20 protein-coding genes are annotated in these 18,170 nt (G+C 39.0%); 8 read left to right on the top strand and 12 right to left on the bottom strand.

The window, feature by feature from the left end; translation table 11 throughout:
• Positions 1-3: 3 nt before the first annotated feature.
• The 4 genes from GQR53_RS03920 to GQR53_RS03905 form a co-directional block, all read right to left on the bottom strand.
• Positions 4-873: a DMT family transporter gene (locus tag GQR53_RS03920; protein ID WP_165742930.1), complete on the bottom strand. Its 870-nt coding sequence runs from the start codon at positions 871-873 to the stop codon at positions 4-6.
• Positions 874-914: 41 nt separating this feature from the next.
• Positions 915-1,688, bottom strand: coding sequence for a DNA-binding domain-containing protein (locus GQR53_RS03915; protein WP_165742929.1), 774 nt, complete (start codon positions 1,686-1,688; stop codon positions 915-917).
• On the bottom strand, positions 1,685-2,515 hold the full coding sequence (locus tag GQR53_RS03910) for a DUF692 domain-containing protein (protein WP_165742928.1): 831 nt from the start codon (positions 2,513-2,515) through the stop codon (positions 1,685-1,687). Before GQR53_RS03910 ends, GQR53_RS03915 begins: the two co-directional genes overlap by 4 nt.
• A 70-nt stretch (positions 2,516-2,585) precedes the next feature.
• Positions 2,586-3,044 carry a hypothetical protein gene (locus tag GQR53_RS03905; RefSeq protein ID WP_165742927.1) on the bottom strand — a complete coding sequence of 153 codons (459 nt, stop codon included), beginning with the start codon at positions 3,042-3,044 and terminating at the stop codon, positions 2,586-2,588.
• A gap of 225 nt (positions 3,045-3,269) precedes the next feature.
• Here GQR53_RS03905 and GQR53_RS03900 point away from each other — a divergent pair, with 225 nt between their 5' ends.
• The 4 genes from GQR53_RS03900 to GQR53_RS03885 are packed head-to-tail and all read left to right on the top strand — an operon-like array spanning position 3,270 to position 6,223.
• Positions 3,270-4,634 (top strand): adenine DNA methylase, encoded by a 1,365-nt coding sequence (locus GQR53_RS03900; protein WP_165742926.1) that lies wholly within the window; start codon positions 3,270-3,272, stop codon positions 4,632-4,634.
• An 8-nt stretch (positions 4,635-4,642) separates the two neighbouring features.
• Complete coding sequence (locus tag GQR53_RS03895) at positions 4,643-5,068, top strand: YcfL family protein (RefSeq protein ID WP_002959678.1); 426 nt, start codon at positions 4,643-4,645, stop codon at positions 5,066-5,068.
• Positions 5,069-5,079: 11 nt separating this feature from the next.
• Positions 5,080-5,700 (top strand): penicillin-binding protein activator LpoB, encoded by a 621-nt coding sequence (lpoB, locus tag GQR53_RS03890; RefSeq protein ID WP_165742925.1) that lies wholly within the window; start codon positions 5,080-5,082, stop codon positions 5,698-5,700.
• A 55-nt stretch (positions 5,701-5,755) separates the two neighbouring features.
• Positions 5,756-6,223 (top strand): glycine zipper 2TM domain-containing protein, encoded by a 468-nt coding sequence (locus GQR53_RS03885; protein WP_165742924.1) that lies wholly within the window; start codon positions 5,756-5,758, stop codon positions 6,221-6,223.
• 64 nt (positions 6,224-6,287) lie between these two features.
• Here the strand turns inward: GQR53_RS03885 and GQR53_RS03880 are convergent, their stop codons facing one another.
• A complete protein-coding gene (locus tag GQR53_RS03880) occupies positions 6,288-7,505 on the bottom strand; it encodes a pyridoxal phosphate-dependent aminotransferase (RefSeq protein ID WP_165742923.1) in 1,218 nt (405 codons plus the stop codon).
• A 105-nt stretch (positions 7,506-7,610) separates the two neighbouring features.
• Entirely contained in the window at positions 7,611-7,955 is a 345-nt protein-coding gene (locus GQR53_RS03875) for an Hpt domain-containing protein (protein WP_002959674.1), read from the bottom strand.
• A 137-nt stretch (positions 7,956-8,092) separates the two neighbouring features.
• On the opposite strand from GQR53_RS03875, the gene GQR53_RS03870 reads away from it, so the two are divergent.
• Together GQR53_RS03870 and GQR53_RS03865 are read left to right on the top strand one after the other, a co-directional pair.
• Positions 8,093-8,689: a tRNA-uridine aminocarboxypropyltransferase gene (locus GQR53_RS03870; protein WP_165742922.1), complete on the top strand. Its 597-nt coding sequence runs from the start codon at positions 8,093-8,095 to the stop codon at positions 8,687-8,689.
• A gap of 24 nt (positions 8,690-8,713) precedes the next feature.
• Positions 8,714-9,499, top strand: a complete 786-nt coding sequence (locus GQR53_RS03865; protein ID WP_165742968.1) for a CLCA_X family protein — start codon at positions 8,714-8,716, stop codon at positions 9,497-9,499.
• Between the two features lie 16 nt (positions 9,500-9,515).
• On the opposite strand, the gene dcd is transcribed toward GQR53_RS03865, so the two are convergent.
• Both dcd and apbC read right to left on the bottom strand, forming a co-directional pair.
• Complete coding sequence (gene dcd, locus GQR53_RS03860; RefSeq protein ID WP_002959670.1) at positions 9,516-10,100, bottom strand: dCTP deaminase; 585 nt, start codon at positions 10,098-10,100, stop codon at positions 9,516-9,518.
• A gap of 6 nt (positions 10,101-10,106) precedes the next feature.
• The gene (gene apbC / locus GQR53_RS03855; RefSeq protein ID WP_165742921.1) at positions 10,107-11,183 is read right to left on the bottom strand and encodes an iron-sulfur cluster carrier protein ApbC; all 1,077 of its coding nucleotides are present in this window, start codon (positions 11,181-11,183) and stop codon (positions 10,107-10,109) included.
• Between the two features lie 187 nt (positions 11,184-11,370).
• Between apbC and metG the strand changes: the two genes are divergently transcribed.
• Entirely contained in the window at positions 11,371-13,392 is a 2,022-nt protein-coding gene (metG, locus tag GQR53_RS03850; protein ID WP_165742920.1) for a methionine--tRNA ligase, read from the top strand.
• A gap of 182 nt (positions 13,393-13,574) precedes the next feature.
• Here metG and lepB read toward each other — a convergent pair whose 3' ends face one another.
• Positions 13,575-14,225: a signal peptidase I gene (lepB, locus tag GQR53_RS03845; RefSeq protein ID WP_024597614.1), complete on the bottom strand. Its 651-nt coding sequence runs from the start codon at positions 14,223-14,225 to the stop codon at positions 13,575-13,577.
• Between the two features lie 184 nt (positions 14,226-14,409).
• Between lepB and GQR53_RS03840 the strand changes: the two genes are divergently transcribed.
• Positions 14,410-14,910, top strand: coding sequence for a fasciclin domain-containing protein (locus GQR53_RS03840; RefSeq protein WP_165742919.1), 501 nt, complete (start codon positions 14,410-14,412; stop codon positions 14,908-14,910).
• An 83-nt stretch (positions 14,911-14,993) separates the two neighbouring features.
• Here GQR53_RS03840 and GQR53_RS03835 read toward each other — a convergent pair whose 3' ends face one another.
• The 3 genes from GQR53_RS03835 to aceK form a co-directional block, all read right to left on the bottom strand.
• Entirely contained in the window at positions 14,994-15,245 is a 252-nt protein-coding gene (locus tag GQR53_RS03835) for a DUF2999 family protein (protein ID WP_007582532.1), read from the bottom strand.
• 63 nt (positions 15,246-15,308) lie between these two features.
• The gene (locus GQR53_RS03830) at positions 15,309-16,271 is read right to left on the bottom strand and encodes a zinc-binding dehydrogenase (protein WP_024595341.1); all 963 of its coding nucleotides are present in this window, start codon (positions 16,269-16,271) and stop codon (positions 15,309-15,311) included.
• A gap of 64 nt (positions 16,272-16,335) precedes the next feature.
• Positions 16,336-18,108 (bottom strand): bifunctional isocitrate dehydrogenase kinase/phosphatase, encoded by a 1,773-nt coding sequence (gene aceK, locus GQR53_RS03825; RefSeq protein ID WP_165742918.1) that lies wholly within the window; start codon positions 18,106-18,108, stop codon positions 16,336-16,338.
• Positions 18,109-18,170 lie beyond the last annotated feature (62 nt).

Here is an 18,170-nt window from a genome sequence, read left to right as displayed (position 1 = left end):
ATATTAAGCCTTCTTTTTATTTAAAATAAACACCAGCACGGCCCCTAATATTAAGGAACTTGCTACTAAAAACTCCATTGTTACCTGCTCTGATAAAAACAAAACACCAGCAATGGCAGCAAGTACCGGCACACAAAGTTGCACAACCGCAGCTTGGGTACTTTTAAGCAGTGGCATTGCTACATACCAAACACTATAACCAACTCCAGACGCTATTGCCCCCGAGGCACACGCAAGTAACACCCCTTCAATACTCATATTTTTTAAATAACTCATACCCACAAGTAATAAAACCGGGATAGCAACTAAGCTCCTTATAAAGTTAAACCCAGTAGTACGCAGTGGCGATACGCACACTTTACCGCGAATACTGTAAATACCCCATGCCACACCACTGAGTGCCATAAGTGATGCACCTAATAATGAAGGCACCGCTGCAGATGGCAGCATTAAATATACAAAACCAGATAACGCCACTATAAATGCACACCACTGGAGTACGCTTAATTGCTCTTTTTGATAAATACCCCAGCCAATCATAGTAAGTTGCACAGCAGAAAATAAAATTAGTGCACCGGTACCGGTATCTAGCTCTACGTAGGCAATCGAAAAACAAAGCGCGTAAACAAGCAGGCTAATACTGCTTCGCCAGCTTCCTCTGTCACTTAAAATAGCGGGATTGAATGTGCCTTTACGTTTTAAATTATGGGTATAAATAGCCATTATAATGCCCAAACATGCAGCCCCGCTAAGTAAGCGAATAACAGTAAAGTTCCAAGCATCTATATAACCTTCTGCTAAGGCCATTCTGCAAAATAGAGAATTTGCGGCAAACGCAATTAAAGCAATTAATGTGTATATGGTGGCTTTCAAAAAAATTCCTTCGCAACGAAAAATAACTATATTGTTTAAACTCACTCGCTAATTAACCAACCACGTTCAAGCCATTGATTAATTTTAGTAATTAAAAACCCAGCGATTTTCTCACCCGGGAGTTCATTTAAACAGGATTGACATAACTGTGCAAAGGGTGTGTTTTGTTTTAATAAACTCAGTAAGCGGTATTCTTGTGCATCAACGCTTAAATATTGTGTACGCCTTTGAGCATCACGTGCTACAACCCAAAAGCGAGGTTCTGAGACTCTTGGCTCTGGCGGTGTTTGCTTTTGTTTTATTGCCTGCCAACTTTCAACCGCCATAGTATTAAACACAACTAACTGTACACTTGGATGTAATTTTAATAGTAAAGTTGGCCATTGCTGAGGTTCAATACTTTCAAGCTCTGATACATTAAGTAATGTTTTATCGCTTGCATCAAAAGTACTTAGTAATAGTCGTTCAAATTTGGCTATATCTGCAAGTATGAGGTAATCACTAAAAGGAGTATTAGCGGCTAAATAATCTGGTAGTTTCTCTGCAAAAATTCGTAGTGACGTATGAGTTGAAGGATATAAAGCTAAATAACCATCAACCATCATCTCAAATAAATCATCACCTAAGTAAATGCCCAACTGTTCGTGATCTTGCTCAATCACGGCTCTTAAGCGAATTTTATAAGCGCTTTGATAAATAGAAAGTCGCTGTTGTGTATTTAACTGCCCTTGCTGCGCAATTTGCTCGCTAATATCCGAACTTTCACCTTGCAGTAAATTCATAAACTGTTGTTGCAGCTTTGCTAAATCACTCATGATCTTATATCCCAAAACGGTTTCACTAGCGTTTTAGCATGCTCAAGCTCAGTAAATAAATCATCAAGGGAGCCAATATTATCATCGCGTTCAATCATGGTACTTACCGGATTTAATGTTTTTGCATACTGAGTATATAAGTCCCATACCGCATCGGGAACATCTTCATCGTGAGTATCTATAATATGCGTACCAAAGTCTTGATGTCCTGCTAAGTGTATTTGTGCAATAGCTGTACTCGGAATAGCTGATAAATAATCCATTGCATTAAAGTCGTGATTTCGTGCACTTACATAAACATTATTTACATCCATTAAAAACTTACAGCCTGTTTGCTTATGTAATTGCGCTAAGAATTCCCATTCACTCATTTGTGAATCGTTATAGGTTAAATAGCTCGATACATTTTCAAAAATCATTTCGCGCCCTAGGTAGTCCTGAACTTGCGAAATTTTATTTGCTAAATGATCAAGAGCCTCTGAGGTGTAAGGCATTGGTAGTAAATCGTGGCTATTAATACCGCCCACTTGGGTAAAACATAAATGATCAGACACCCACTGCGGCTCAACCCTCGCAATTGTGTTTTTTAACTGATTTAAGTAGTCCTTATTAATAGGGTCAATACTACCAATCGACATTGATACCCCATGCATAACAATCGGATAATCTGCTCTTATTTTATTTAAATAATGCCAAGGTTTTCCACCGGCTACAAAATAGTTTTCTGAAATAATTTCAAACCAATCTACAGCTGGTTTCTCTGCAATAATTTGCTCAAAATGCGGGGCTCTTAGTCCTAAACCAAAACCTAAAAAACGATTTATCATAAACTTCCTTGATAAGCCTGAATAATAAACACATCGTTCAAGCTTATTTTATGCGTTCGATAAATTGGTATTAGCTACCTACAGAACCACCAATATCACCACATGCTTTTGCAGGCATTGATACAAAACCGGTGCCTTTACATGATGCATGTCCAGCACAAGCATTATTAGCAGTCTTACAATCGTTATGACCGCCACACACATTTACATCGTTACAATGTACTAAATCTGCTTTAGCTACACTGCCAACCCATTTATCTTTTACTGTACCGCCAACGTTAGCACATGATTTTGCAGGCATTGCTACAAAACCAGTCCCTTTACATGACGCTTGACCTGCACATGCATTCTCAGCTGTTTTACAATCGTTATGGCCACCACATACATTCACATCATAACAATGAACTAAATCAGTTGTTGCGCCATTATTAGCAACTGCACTTGATGTTGCCGTTTCTGCCTCTGTTGCATTACAACCAACTAAACCTGCTACCATTACAGCCATTGCTGCACCTGTAAACTTTTTCATTTTTTAATTCCTCTAAGTGATATAACTCTTAGCAAGACCGCTAAAGCGAAAATACTATTTCAGTGGAGTTGATAATAAACCAAAAAAAATTCACACTTTGTTCACTAATGTCACTTTATATTTCTTTATTAGCAGGCAGTTTACTCTACGATTTTTTACAATATTTCACACATTTAGCTAAAAATAGTATGTTAATGTATACAGGTAAATTAAGAGGAGTGCTCAGTGCGCCGCAGTATAATTTTAAGCTTTTGTTTTATTTTAAGTGGGTGTAGCACAATGGGTTTTAATGACCTATTTAATGACTATGCCACGCAAATGACACCAATAAGAAATGCGATCGAGAAAAACAACATCGAAGAAGCGCAATCCCTTATTGCTAATAATAGCACCCTGCACAACAGCTACTTACTCAACCAACTTGAACAAGCTCGTTTAAACGACTTAGCAAATACACCAGATGATGCACAAAGTAAATTTGAGAACGTGTATACGCAAATGCAAAAAAAGCGTGAAGCCGCCAAAATACAAGTTAGTTCGGGCCTTGAACAAAGTAACGCTTTATTTACCAACGACTCAGCAATAACTTATGTGCCACCCGCTTACGAAATGAGCATGCTTCATAGTTATAAAGCACTTAACTACGTGTATAAAAATGATGTTGAAGGCGCATTGGTCGAAATTCGCCGAGCAAATAAAGTACAAGTTGATGCGCTTAGCGAGAATGAAGCAGAAGTAGACTCAACCGTTAAAGAAGCTCAGCAACACTACCCAAGCATGAGCAATGTAACCAGAAACATAAAAAATGGCTTTCAAAATGCCTACACATTTTACTTATCTGCTTTGCTTTACCAAAGTGCTAAACAATACGACGACGCCTATATCGATTATAAAAAAGCATTGGCTATACAACCTAACAATATTTATTTACAGCAAGATGTAATGCGCCTTGCTAAAAAACAAGGGTTTGACCAAGATCTAAATGAATTTAAAAAACGCTTTGGCGATACGCCCACTATTTCTTCATCACAAGGCGAAGTAATTGTTTTATTTGAACAAGGATTAGTACCAAAACAAGATGAATTTAAACTGCGCTTGCCAATTTATTCATCACGTGGCGATGCACGCTTTTACAGCTTGGCGATGCCGGTATATAAAGATAATGCCTATGTGCGCCGCCTTAACAATATAAATATAGATGCACAAAGCTTGGCGCTTAGCCCACTGGTACACATTGAGGCACTTGCAGCTAAAACTCTAGAAGATCAAATACCTGCAAAAGTCGCTCGCCAAGTACTTAGATTAGTAGCTAAAGAGAAAGTGCGGGCAGAACTTGCTCGCAGTGCCGGTGATGTAGGTAACATACTTGCTAATATTTATAATTTGGCGTCTGAGCAAGCTGATACACGCAGCTGGCTTACACTTCCAAATCAAATAAGTGTCGCAAGGCAAAGCCTAAATACAGGTGAGCATTCTGTGCATATAGGCACACAAGCACCTATAAATTTTACCATTAGTAAGCAAGGGTTAACGTTAATTTACTTAACCTCTATTAATAACTACTTTAATTACCACGTAGTTCAACTTTAGGAGCCATCATGAAATACATAGCGCCATTATTAGCAGCCTTAATGCTCAGTGCATGTTCCAGCCAACCGGTTACATCGGGTATTTCTGTTGAACAAAATAAAAACCAGTTTAATGAGCAATTACGTGTAGATAACCCAGAGCTTGGTAAAAAGCTGGCCATTACTGATGTGAAAACACGTCAAACCAACCAGTTAACCGATGTAGTAGTGACACTTTCGAGCCAATATAAAAAATCACAATATTTGCAGTATCAGTTTAATTGGTTTGATAAAGACGGCTTTGTAATTAAAGGCAACCATTCACCTTGGCAAGCACTCACCTTATTTGGTTTTGCAAAAACACAATTACCGGGCTTAGCACCGAGCTCTGATGCGGTTACCTTTTCTTTAGCAGTAAGAGAAGTGTCTACCGAATCACAAGAATTTAAAGATTAAAGGAAACAACCATGATCATCAGTAACAAATTTAAAACAGTATCAACTTACGCTTTAGTTGGCCTCAGCGCTTTAGTATTAAGTGGCTGTGCTAATAAAGCCGTGGTAAGTTATGGCGATGCACAAGCAGTAGAAACAACCGATATTAATTTTGGCTCTACCGACTTACAAAAAGTAGCGAGCCAAATGACCGATTCATTACTCAGCTCACCCGTTGTTGGCACAATGACCGCTAATAAACGCCCTGTAGTATTTGTTGAGCGTATTAAGAATAAAACTAGTGAGCACATTGATACTGAATCAATCACCGATTCAATCTCAACGCAAATGCTACGCAGTGGTAAGTTCCGTTTTGTAGATATGACGCGTGTTGAGTCAGTACGTGAGCAATTAACGTTTCAAAACGAAGATGTCCTTGTTAACCCTGCAACAGCCGTTGCATTTGGTAAACAAATTGGCGCGCAATATATGTTATACGGAAATTTATCGAGCATAGTTAAATCAAATGCCGATAAATCAGACGTATACTATAAATTTACGATGCGTTTAATGGATATGGAAAGCGGCCTTGTTGAATGGGCAGACGAAACTGAAATTCGTAAAACTAAAGAAAAATCAACCTTTGGCTGGTAGTTACTAAGCCTTTACGGGCTAATAAGCCCATAAAGGCTACCAATAGGAGATTATTATGAAAGCAATTACTGTAATTATGTGCGCTTTACTTACAATAAGTGCGCCTACGTTTGCTAAATACGAGCGCAATAAAGCAGTCCCTGTGCAGCAAGTTTTATTTGGTGACGTAAAATCGGTACGCAATATTACCGAACAAGAAATCATTCAAGACAAAAACAACGGCTGGGAAACCTTCGGCGGTGCATTACTCGGTGGTGTTGTAGGCAACCAGTTTGGTGGCGGTAGCGGCCGCACAGTAGCAACAATATTAGGCTCGGTAATTGGCGGCAGTGTTGCGCATAACAGGCAGCAGCAAAGTCATTATCAGCAAAATCATTTTGTAGAGTTATTAATACAAATTGAAAACGGCGACCAGTTTATGGTTGTTCAAGATCAAGACCAATCAATGCGTTTTAGCAAAGGCGATAACGTAAGATTAGTGTACTTGAACGACAACACGGTGCGTGTAGATAAAGCGTATTAGCCAATATATTCATGACTAATGTAAAAAACGAGCCAAATTTGGCTCGTTTTTTATTTTTTAATAACTATACTTGGCGATAGTCTTTAAAAAAGCGCTTCATTTTTAACATCGCATCAGATAAATCATCTTTGCTTGGTAAAAATACCAATCTAAAATGATCCGGCTCGGGCCAATTAAACGCCCTGCCATGTACAAGTAATATTTTTTCGGCTTTTAGCAAATCGTACATCATCTTTTCATCATCTTTAACTTTAAAAAGTGCTGTATCTACTTTGGCAAACGCATAGAGCGCGCCTTTAGGTTTTTTACAACTAATACCTTCAATAGCGTTTAACCCGCGCCATGCTATATCGCGCTGCTCGTATAAGCGCCCGCCTGGGTTAATTAAATTATCAATTGATTGCACGCCGCCCAACGCTTGTTGAATTGCATATTGCGCAGGTACATTGGCGCACAAACGCATAGATGAAAGTATTTCAAGGCCTTTGCGTAAATCATCCATTACCGAGGTACGACCGCTTAGAACCATCCACCCCATTCTTAGCCCCGCTGCACGGTAGGTTTTTGCTAAACCATTAAAAGTAATGATTGGTACATCATCACACAGTGAGCCGATTGAAGTATGCGTTATACCATCGTATAAAATCTTTTCGTAAATCTCATCGCTCAATAACAGCAGTTTATGTTCACGCGCTATATCAATTAATTGCATTAACAAATCGTCACTGTAAACCGCACCTGTCGGATTATTAGGATTAATTAATACCAAAGCTTTAGTTTTAGACGTTATTTTGCTTTTTATATCTGCAATATCCGGAAACCAATCTTGCTCTTCATCACATAAATAATGCACCGGATTACCACCCGATAATGTGACAGAAGCAGTCCAAAGTGGATAATCTGGAGCTGGAATAAGCACTTCATCGCCATTATTTAATAGCGCTTGGGTGATCATCTGAATAAGTTCGCTTACGCCATTACCAATATATATGCTATCTACATCTAAATTATGTAATCCACGTTGTTGGTAGTGCTGATAAATAGCCACGCGGGCTGAATAGAGGCCTTTAGAGTCACAGTAACCTTGGGCTGAATATAAGTTGCGGATAATATCGCGGTGCATATCTTCTGGCATATCAAAACCAAAAGCAGCTGGATTACCTATATTCAATTTTAATACTTTTTGACCTTCGTCTTCCATTTTTTTAGCTTGTGCTAAAACTGGCCCACGAATGTCATAACATACACCTTCTAATTTGTGACTCTTTTTAATATCAGACATTTTTACCTCGACTAGTGAGCCTTTAGACTAACCTAGTAAAGGCGTAAAATGCCAGTCAATTTAGGTGCTTAATACTGAAATAAATTCACGTTTTAGCTTCAATAATTAACGAGATGCTAACCATTCATTTAGCTTAGCTTGAGAGCCTGTTACTTGAGCCATTAAGCTATTAGATGCGTCGATAGCTTCAGCTAAGTTATCTAGGTTTAAATTTTGTTCAATAACACGCGATACTTCAGCAAGGCTTGAAGCTCCAAACTGTGCCGCATTCGATTTTAAGCTATGGGAGTGGCGAATAGCTGCTTCTTTATCTTTACCAATTGTTGCTAACACTTCTGAGCCTAAACGTTCAAACTCTGAGCAGCAAAAATCAAGTGTATCAGCAAACTGCTCACCCAATAACGATTCCATACTCTCTAATGCTGATGTATCAATATTTATTTCTGTCATATTTTAAGCCCTTAAAACAATCCATGTAAGTTACAGTTTAATAGTACTACTTTATATTGATGCGTAAAAAAAACCAACTTAATTACCTTATAAATGTATAATTGCGAGGATCATACTGGCAACAAAAAGTTTATTAAATGGCACGCACACTTTGTAATCATTGTAACTTTTCACTAAACACCTGTATTTGCAACGCAATTACAAAAATAAACAACAAAGTTACGGTTATTATTCTACAGCACCCGAGTGAAGAAAAAATAGCAAAAAATACCGCTAAACTACTCAATTTATGCCTAACTGATTGCCAAATAATCAAAGGCGAAAATAATGATGACTTTTCCATACTAAAAACACTGCCAGTAAGTTCAACTGTTTTACTCTACCCTAACGAACACGCTGTAAATTTAGACGATAACACTGAGCAGCCAAATGTAAAAAACATCACCCATTTAATCGTGGTTGATGGTACATGGAAAAAAGCCTACAAAATTTTGCAGCTCACCACATTACTAAATCAATTTAAAACGGTCAGTTTTAAACAGCTACCTAAAAATCGTTATGCTATTCGTAAAGCCCCTCGGGCCGACAGCCTATCCACACTTGAAGCTGTAGCGCATAGTTTGTTTTTAATAGAGCAGCTAAATCCCGCACCACTTTATAATGCACTAAATGAATTAATACAAAAACAAACCCAACACATGCCTGAGCACGTAAAAGCACGTTACTTAGATTAAATTCGTTACTATATGAAACTTGCAATGCGTAACTACCCTAACAGACTAAAACGTGGCTTTACTCGCCAAGGACCCGACTATCGCTTTGACGACCAAGTCGACTTTAGCGATATAAGAGATACCTTCGGCTTTAGGTCAATGGTCGTTGGTAAATGGGTAACTAAAGAAGAGCGCTACATTAGCGCCAATTTAATTTACGATGCACTGGCCGACCTTGCACAAATACTGCATTTACCACCTAAAGCAATTGGCCTGCGCGGCAAGCTTAACTTTGCATTTGGCCATGGTGGTCAAAAAGGCGTGCAAGCGCATTATAATGCAGCCTCTCAAACACTTGCTCTTGCAAAAAATGCAGGCGGTGGTGCACTTGCTCACGAATGGTTCCATGCGTTTGACCATCATATAAGCGAGCACTTATTTGCAGCAAAACCACAATTTGGTTTTGCATCAAAATTATGGCTTTCAAACACGCCAAATTTATCGCATCCACTTAATAATGCTTTGAACAGTTTTTATAAACATGTATTTTTAGATCAAGATGGTATTGATGCAAATAACTTTGTACAAACGTGTATAGAACACGATAAAGCCCACAATATGAATTATATGAGCATGCCAGAAGAGCTTGCAGCGCGGTGTTTTGAAGCCTGTATTGAAGGCCACACATATATAAAAAATAGCTTTTTAGTGGGAGGCTTAAAAAGTAGTAATTTAATCTACCCAAATAGTGAGCATATTAATAAAGCAAATGAAGCACTTAACCACTATTTTGAACTACTGGGCTATGCGCTTCATAAAATAGACGAGTGATGTCTATATTTGGTGATTATTTATCGTCACTAATACGACTTGCTACTGCGCTGCTTTGATCTTTATATTTTGCATCTTTACGAATATTGTATGGGTTTTCACACGGGCCCGATAACATTTCAAAGCTCATAGCACCAATTTTCATCAGTGGGCGTAGTGCCAGTGGTAATTTACCTGAGTTGTAAAACTCTAAAACAATATTGCCGCTCCAGCCTGGGTCTATTCGATGCGCGGTTACATGCACCATTAAACCCAAACGCGCAAGCGATGAGCGTCCATCTAACCAACCTACTATATCTGCTGGTAGAGTTACTTTTTCATGGGTAATAGCTAGTGCAAGTTCACCTGGGTGTAAAAAGAATGCTTCACCTTCATCAAGCACTATTTCTTCACTCATGATCGATTCCATGGCCTTATTTAACTGATCTTTTGGACCACTTAAATCGACGTATGCCGCGTTATGCGCATTAAACGTTCTAAATTTATTTCCCAAGCGTAAATCGGCAGTCACGCCTGAAATCATTTCGCTCGTTGGCGCAGGCTCAATAACAATGCGGCCATCGCTTAGGTATTCTTTAATATGTGTGTCTGAAAGTCTCATTATTTATTAATCTTCCGTAATCACAATTTCAATTGCATTGTGATGCTGTTGATAATAAAGCGTGCTGGCTATTAACCTTGCTGCTGCGCTGTATGTTTTGCTTATTGTGGCATCGTTATCGCTTGCAATAAGTTTACCTTGCTCAGAATACTCGCGTATATCTATTGCAAGTGGAATATGGCTAAGTACAGGCACGCCGTGCTTATGCGCCAGTTTTTGTGCACCGTCTTTACCAAAAACGTGGTTAGCTTCACCACAGTGAGTGCAAATGTAGTGGCTCATATTTTCTATTAAGCCAAGCACCGGTACGTTTACTTTATTAAACATAGCAATGCCTTTTTGCGCATCGGCTAGCGCTAAATCTTGCGGTGTAGTGACAATAACAGTGCCGCTAGCGGGTACTTTTTGGCTCATTGTAAGCTGAATATCACCGGTGCCCGGTGGCATATCAACAATTAAGTAGTCAAGCTCGCCCCAATCGGTTTCGTTAAGTAACTGGCTCAGCGCGCCTGACGCCATTGGCCCACGCCATACCGTGGCATCATCGCTTGGAACTAAAAAGCCAATTGATTGCGCTTTAATGCCATTGGCATCAAAAGGCTGTAGCTGTTTGTTATCTTTAGTGACGGGCTCCGCGCCCACTAATCCTAAAAGCATTGGGATAGATGGGCCATAAATGTCAGCATCTAAAATACCCACCTTTGCGCCTTCATTTTTAAGCGCGCCTGCCAAGTTAACAGCAGTAGTCGACTTACCTACCCCACCTTTGCCTGAGGCAATAAGTACAATATGTTTAATCGCTTTAAACTTAGCCGCCTCTTTAATGATAACCTTGGCGCTAATTGTTACAGGCACATTTAAGCTTTCACTTACGTGTTGCTCAACTAAAGGCATTTCTGATTGCCCAGCAAATGGCAGAGTTAATTTAATGTGTAGTGATTTATCGTCATTTTGAGTAATAGTATCAATGAAGCTTTCGTCAATACCGACGGCAAAAGCCGCACTACGATATGCCGCTAAGGCAGTTATAATCGGTTGTTTTTGCACCGATTTAGAAGAGAATAGTTTCGACAGTCCAAACATAGCAATTAAATAGCGTTTCTTTGATGAAAAGTGCCACGGAATTATGTAACATTCAGGGCATTAACACCAGTCAATTAATAAAAATCCATAAGCTGTGCGCACTCTAAGCAGATAGCTTGTAGATAAATTAATGATAATTGCCGTTTGTATAATAAAAACGGCGTTTTATCCTCAATTCGGAATGATTATGACGCAGCGAAAGATCCTGATTACCAGCGCATTACCTTATGCAAATGGCCCTACTCACCTAGGTCATTTATTGGAATATATTCAAACTGATATTTGGTCACGTTTTCAAAAACTACAAGGCCACGAAGCTTATTATGTTTGCGCAGACGATGCCCACGGCACGCCAATTATGCTTAATGCGCAAAAGCAAGGGATCACGCCTGAAGAAATGGTAAAACAAGTGAGCATAGAGCGCCAACGCGACTTTGCTGACTTTAATATCAAATTTGATAACTACCACAGCACGCACAGCCAAGAAAACAAAGAATTAAGCGAACTTATTTATAACCGCCTAAACGATGCCGGTCATATTAAAAAGCACACTATTTCACAATTATTCGACCCTGAAAAAGGTATTTTCTTACCAGACCGCTTTGTAACAGGTACTTGCCCAACGTGTAAGTCTGAAAACCAAAACGGCGATAGCTGTGATTCGTGTGGTGCTACATACAGCCCTACCGAACTTATTAATCCGCGTTCTGTAATGTCAGGTGCTGAGCCTGTACTTAAAGATTCTGAGCATTACTTTTTTGACCTGCCAGCATTTGAAGGCATGCTAAAGGAATGGTTACACTCGGGAACTATTCAACAAGAAATGGCTAACAAGCTAGACGAATGGTTTACCGATGGCTTGCAACAGTGGGATATTAGCCGTGACGCACCTTATTTTGGTTTTGAAATCCCAAATGCACCAGGCAAATATTTTTACGTTTGGTTAGATGCACCTATTGGTTACATGGCGAGTTTTAAAAACCTATGTGACGAAAAAGGCCTCGACTTTGATGCGTTTTGGGCTGAAGGTTCAGACGCAGAGCTTTATCACTTTATTGGTAAAGACATTATCTACTTCCACAGCTTATTTTGGCCAGCAATGCTAGAAGGCGCTAATTTTAGAAAGCCAACTAACGTATTCGCTCATGGTTTTGTAACTGTGAATGGCGAAAAAATGTCTAAATCAAAGGGTACGTTTATTAAAGCGCGTACTTATTTAGATAACTTAAACCCAGAATACTTACGTTACTACTACGCAGCAAAATTAAGCAGCGGTATTGTTGATCTGGATTTAAACCTAGAAGACTTTGCACAGCGCGTAAATTCAGACCTAGTAGGTAAAGTAGTCAACATAGCGAGCCGTTGTGCTGGCTTTATTAGTAAAAAGTTTGATGGCAAGCTAAGCAGTACTATTATGCAACCAGAGCTGTTAGCAGAGTTTCAAGCGGCTGCACCGAGCATTACAACACACTATGAGAACCGCGATTACAGCCGCGCAATTCGCGAAATAATGGCGCTTGCCGACAAAGCAAACCAATTTATTGATGGCGCAGCACCTTGGGTATTAATTAAAGACGAAACTAAGCAAAAAGAAGCACACGAGGTCTGTTCTCTTGGTCTTAACTTGTTCCGCGTTTTAATTACTTACTTAAAACCCGTGCTACCAGGAATGGCAGACAACGTACAAGCGTTTTTAAATGACGACCTTGCATGGGACCGCGTTCAAAATGCACTCGTAAGCCACCCTATCAATAAATTTAAACCGTTAATGCAACGTGTTGAAATGGATAAAGTAAACAAAATGGTTGAAGAATCTAAAGAAAGCTTAGCATCAAAAGTAACAATTGACCCTAACAGCCCACTTGCAAAAGAGCCGATTAGCGACGAAATTGAGTTCGATGATTTTGCAAAAGTAGACTTACGAGTAGCTAAGATTGCTAAAGCAGAGCACGTAGAAGGCGCAGATAAACTACTTAAGCTAACACTTGATTTAGGCGGCGAAACTCGCCAAGTGTTTGCGGGTATTAAATCAGCTTACGCACCTGAGGATATCGAAGGCAAGCTAACCGTTATGGTTGCTAACCTTAAGCCTCGTAAAATGCGCTTTGGTATGTCTGAAGGCATGGTATTAGCAGCAGGCCCTGGCGGAAAAGAAATTTATATTCTTAACCCAGATGACGGCTCAGAGCCTGGTATGCGCGTAATGTAATATTACTCATACAATAAAAAAACCGCTGATATGTCAGCGGTTTTTTATGGGCTAAAGTAATGTTTAGTCGTATATTAAATACCGAACACGAGCGTAGTGTTCTTACCAAGCTTGTAAAAAAATATATAAGTAAACTGCCTAAATAGGCAGTTATATTTTAACTCTAAAATCAATTATCTTATTTAATTGAGCTTTTTCAATACGCGGTCTTTTCTTGGTAGGTAATAGTTATCGTAATCAAGTGAGACTATAACGCGCTCTGCTTTTCCTAATAACTCATTACGCGGAATTAAACCTATTACACGCGAGTCAGCGCTATTGTCGCGGTTATCGCCCATTGCTAAATAATAATCATCAGGAATTGTAATTGCATCAAAGCCCGATAAACGTGAAGGAATATTTGCCACTCTTATCGAATGCGCTAACCCGTTTAAATCTTCGATTTTATCAAGCGAGTCTATGTTGCTTTGCTGATCTGCATAATTAAGTTTTTTACCATTAATAATGAGTTCATTATTTTCAAGCGCAACGGTGTCTCCTGGCACACCAATTACACGTTTAATTAAACGGTTATCGGCAGCTTGTGAGTCAAAAACAATAATATCACCGGTTTGTGGGTCCGCTAGTTTAAGTAGTTTTATATGCGTAAATGGGACACGAATATCGTAGGCCATTTTATCGGTAAGTATTCTGTCACCTTCTTGAATTGTTGGTTTCATTGAGCCTGTTGGCACTTCGTACCAATCGGCTACAGCGCTTCTAAATACGCTCATCAGTGCAATAAATACGATAAGAGAGCGGTTATTTTTCCAAAACTTATAAACTAATTTCATGCCTATTCCCTTCAATTGAACAAGTCTTTAATTAAGTAACTGTTTATATGACTTTGTTAATTAGCTGCAGTTCAATCAATGATGTAACAAAACATGTTGGCTACTAATTTTAATTGATCGATTAAATTTAGAGCGTCGTAACATTTAACGAAACCAACGGGTATTAACTTAAAGGAAAAATAAAATGTTTAAGAAAATTACTACTGCATTATTGTTTACAACTGCAAGCCTTGGATTTACTACAATGGCTTATGCTGATCATCATGGTATGAAAAAAGACGTTGTTGAAGTAGCCGTTGAAAATGGTTCGTTCACTACTCTTGTTGCTGCTGTTAAAGCCGCAGGTTTAGTTGAAACACTGCAAGGTAAAGGACCCTTTACTATTTTTGCACCAACAGATGCTGCATTTTCTAAATTACCTGAAGGCACTGTAGAAATGTTACTCAAGCCTGAAAACAAAGATAAGCTAACGGCGGTATTAACTTATCACGTAGTGTCTGGAAAAGTGATGGCAGCCGATGTAATGAAGGTAGATAGTGCGAAAACACTACAAGGCGAATCAGTTATGGTTAAAGCCGACAGCATGGGCGTAATGATAAATGACGCTAAAGTTGTAAAAGCTGATGTAAAAGCAAGCAACGGCGTAATTCATGTTATCGACACAGTACTACTTCCAAAAGAGTAGTCATAAAAGAATGAGCCAACTAAAAAAGCATAAGTAAATACTTATGCGCTTTTTTAGTTATTTTTGTTTCATGACATAACAAATTATTGATTTAGTTTTTCTTTCGCTTCTTTTACTTTTTCAAAATCTAAACCAAGTTCGTCAGTCGCTTCTTTAATAAGATGCGGTTGAGTCATCACGACTGCCATTAATTGTTGTAGCTTTTCTGGCGGAATACCAAGCTCTTGAACAAGCGCCATTGCCATCATTGGGTTTTGAGTAAACGCTTCAAACAATGCTTTTACTTTTTCGTCGCTTACATTGTGCTCTTTAAGTATTGCTAGTATTGGATTCATTATTAAACCTTAAGTGTTTTTTTATAGAGCTTAGTATATGGGCTAAACCCTAAAATTAAAGAGTTACTCTACAAGTAAAACCACTTTTCCTGCGTTTTCATTACGCTCTAAAATAGCATGGGCTTCGTTTGCGTCGCTCCAAGGCAATGTTTTATACAAGTTAAAGTCGTACTTTTTAGTGGCAATATCATTGTAAAAGCGTGCTACAAAGTCGTCGCGCACCTGGCGTTTAAACTCAATACTGCGATTTCTAAGCGTTGAGGCATGAAACGAAATACGCTTTTGTAAAAGCGCGGCAAAATCAACTTCAGCAAAACGTCCATCTAAAAATGCAAGCATCACAATTTGGCAATCCATGGCTGCAATAGCGGCATTTTTATTTAAGTAACTACCCGAAACAGGATCTACAATTGCATTTGCTGTTAACTCATTTGCTTTCATATATTCTACAAAGTCAGTGGTTTTGTAGTTAATTGCATGATCGGCACCGAGTTCTTTTGCGTGTTGGCATTTGTCATCCGTACCGGCAGTAATAACTACGGTAGCACCTGCGCTTTTAGCCATTTGAATTGCTGCACCGCCCACACCACTAGCACCTGCATGAATAAGCGCTGTTTGCCCTTTTTGTAATTTACCAAGCTCAAATAACGCGCCAAATGCCGTTAAATACACTTCGCTTATTGCGGCGCCCTCAGCCATTGTTACATCATCGGGTAATTCCATAAGCTGTTTTGCATCAACTGCTACATATTCGCTATAAGCACCACCTGAGCACAACGTAAAAATACGCTTGTTTAGCCAGCTTTTATCTACATCTTTTCCAAGCTCAGTAACTGTACCCGCACATTCTAAACCTAAAATCGGGCTATCTCCCGCAGGGGCCGGGTATTTACCTTGGCGCTGCATACTGTCTGCACGGTTTACACCTATTGCTGCAACTTTAACAAGTACTTCATGGCTCTTTAAAACCGGCTTTTCGGTTTCACTAAATGCAAGATTACCATCTTCATGAGAAATATATTTCATTGTTGCTCCAAGCTTAAAAACTGTAATAACATATAGATGGGGATGAACACAGATTCAAACAACCTCAAAAGCGCCAACTTTGTTTGTAAGGATAAACATCGGGTAGATAACCATTATGTACTTGTTGCTGACAACCTTGCCAAAACGTCGCTAAAAACAAGTTACTGTGCTCATTATTAAAATAACTAAACGCAATCTCGTTGGCGCTAAAAAACACCTTAAATTGGCTCGGAAATATATCATTTTCAGCTATATCAAAATACGAGTTACTACTTAGCTCTTCAAGTGCATTTTGGGTGTGTGGCACCTCTCTAAAGTTGCAATCGGTTAGTGGGCAAATTTCGTCAAAGTCGTAAAACACCACTCGCCCCCATCGCGTTACGCCAAAGTTTTTCATTAGCATGTCGCCCGGAAATATATTAGCGCCCGCTAACTCTTTAATTGCTTTACCGTAGTCATGCATTACTCGCTCTAGGGTTTTGTTATCGCATTGGTTAATATATAAATTAAGCGGGGTCATTTTACGCTCAACATAAACGTGCTTTAAAATGAGTGCCTTACCCGATATAACCATACTGCTACCAATTTGGTTTTTCATCTGCTCAAGCAATTCATCACTAAAACGGCTTAAATCAAACGCTAAATATCTAAACTCGTGCGTATCTACCAAACGACCAACCCTATCGGCTTGTTTTACAAAGTTATACTTGTCTATCACTTGTGCTTTGGTGGCTGTTTTTGGCGCACTAAATTTGTCTTTAATTACTTTATAAACGTAATCTAGCCCTTCAATAGTAAATACCAGCATTACCATACCCGGCGTACCTGGCGCTTTAACATACTTGAAGTTGGCTGGGCTATTTTTAGTCGTATCGACCTTATACCGATAAAACTCAGTTTTGGCGTGCTTTATAAAACCAATGGCGTTAAATAACTCAAAGCGTTGTTTGTGTGGCATTAATACACTTAGGTAATCTACATAACGTGCGGGCTTATCGGTATCAACCATAAAATAGGTGCGTGCAAAGCCAAATAATAAACTTAATTGATCGGCGCCCATCATTACAGCATCAAGCTTTAGTCCCTCATCGGTATTTAAAATAGCGATAGCAAAAGGCATATTGTCGCCATTTTTAGCAATGCAGCGCCCAATTAAATAACAGGCTTTGTTTCTAAAAAATAATGAGTTGGCGTATTCAATATACCCGTCGTTTAAATTGATAAGTTCGTACACCTGTTTGCATTGCTGCTTAGCGCCTTGCATTAACGTACTTTGTAATGTGGCTACATCACGTTCTAAATTACTAAACGGCACTCTAAATACTTGATTAGTAATAAGCGTTTTAACAGCTTTATTAAACCCATTATGTAGCGATACTCTACTCACTAAGCTTTCATAAGAGCGCGGCTCACTACGATACTTTGCTTTTAATACGAACAAATGCACAGTACGAATTTTTTTATCGTCCCAAATTGCGCCAAACGTTGAATTAAAAAAGGTATGCGCTATGGGTTTATTTTCGTGATTTTGTACCATATCGCCATAAATATTTTTAGCTAACTGCCACGTTTGCGGGCAAGTAAGCTCAGCATAAGCAATAACTCTGACGGCTTCACTCACGTTTTTTACCTCACGCTCATACACTTGTAAACGTTCACGCATAGCACTTTGTACACTGTGATGCTGTCGTTGCTCAAACCGGCTCTGCGCACCCAGTGTAATATTTAAAAATTGCGAAAACATCGCCTCAAATCCAGCAAAAACAGATCGTGCAAGCTTACTGGCTACAACGTGTTGTAGCGCATTATTAGATTGATTTGTTAGCCTATTTTGCATAAATACAGCACTTATATTGATGCCAGTTATGGCGGTTATTTTTATTAATTGTTTACACCTTA

Origin of the sequence: Pseudoalteromonas sp. Z9A6, assembly GCF_011378805.1 — a bacterium.
Lineage (GTDB): Bacteria > Pseudomonadota > Gammaproteobacteria > Enterobacterales > Alteromonadaceae > Pseudoalteromonas > Pseudoalteromonas distincta.
This window is presented reverse-complemented; position numbering and strand designations above follow the sequence as displayed.

What these genes read in the sequence shown, in the direction of transcription:
- GQR53_RS03915 (WP_165742929.1), bottom strand. Translation starts at nt 1,688, where the DNA reads ATGAGTGATTTAGCAAAGCTGCAACAACAGTTTATGAATTTACTGCAA.
- GQR53_RS03910 (WP_165742928.1), bottom strand. Translation starts at nt 2,515, where the DNA reads ATGATAAATCGTTTTTTAGGTTTTGGTTTAGGACTAAGAGCCCCGCAT.
- GQR53_RS03905 (WP_165742927.1), bottom strand. Translation starts at nt 3,044, where the DNA reads ATGAAAAAGTTTACAGGTGCAGCAATGGCTGTAATGGTAGCAGGTTTA.
- GQR53_RS03895 (WP_002959678.1), top strand. Translation starts at nt 4,643, where the DNA reads ATGAAATACATAGCGCCATTATTAGCAGCCTTAATGCTCAGTGCATGT.
- lpoB (WP_165742925.1), top strand. Translation starts at nt 5,080, where the DNA reads ATGATCATCAGTAACAAATTTAAAACAGTATCAACTTACGCTTTAGTT.
- GQR53_RS03885 (WP_165742924.1), top strand. Translation starts at nt 5,756, where the DNA reads ATGAAAGCAATTACTGTAATTATGTGCGCTTTACTTACAATAAGTGCG.
- GQR53_RS03880 (WP_165742923.1), bottom strand. Translation starts at nt 7,505, where the DNA reads ATGTCTGATATTAAAAAGAGTCACAAATTAGAAGGTGTATGTTATGAC.
- GQR53_RS03875 (WP_002959674.1), bottom strand. Translation starts at nt 7,955, where the DNA reads ATGACAGAAATAAATATTGATACATCAGCATTAGAGAGTATGGAATCG.
- GQR53_RS03870 (WP_165742922.1), top strand. Translation starts at nt 8,093, where the DNA reads ATGGCACGCACACTTTGTAATCATTGTAACTTTTCACTAAACACCTGT.
- GQR53_RS03865 (WP_165742968.1), top strand. Translation starts at nt 8,714, where the DNA reads ATGCGTAACTACCCTAACAGACTAAAACGTGGCTTTACTCGCCAAGGA.
- dcd (WP_002959670.1), bottom strand. Translation starts at nt 10,100, where the DNA reads ATGAGACTTTCAGACACACATATTAAAGAATACCTAAGCGATGGCCGC.
- apbC (WP_165742921.1), bottom strand. Translation starts at nt 11,183, where the DNA reads ATGTTTGGACTGTCGAAACTATTCTCTTCTAAATCGGTGCAAAAACAA.
- metG (WP_165742920.1), top strand. Translation starts at nt 11,371, where the DNA reads ATGACGCAGCGAAAGATCCTGATTACCAGCGCATTACCTTATGCAAAT.
- lepB (WP_024597614.1), bottom strand. Translation starts at nt 14,225, where the DNA reads ATGAAATTAGTTTATAAGTTTTGGAAAAATAACCGCTCTCTTATCGTA.
- GQR53_RS03840 (WP_165742919.1), top strand. Translation starts at nt 14,410, where the DNA reads ATGTTTAAGAAAATTACTACTGCATTATTGTTTACAACTGCAAGCCTT.
- GQR53_RS03835 (WP_007582532.1), bottom strand. Translation starts at nt 15,245, where the DNA reads ATGAATCCAATACTAGCAATACTTAAAGAGCACAATGTAAGCGACGAA.
- GQR53_RS03830 (WP_024595341.1), bottom strand. Translation starts at nt 16,271, where the DNA reads ATGAAATATATTTCTCATGAAGATGGTAATCTTGCATTTAGTGAAACC.
- aceK (WP_165742918.1), bottom strand. Translation starts at nt 18,108, where the DNA reads ATGCAAAATAGGCTAACAAATCAATCTAATAATGCGCTACAACACGTT.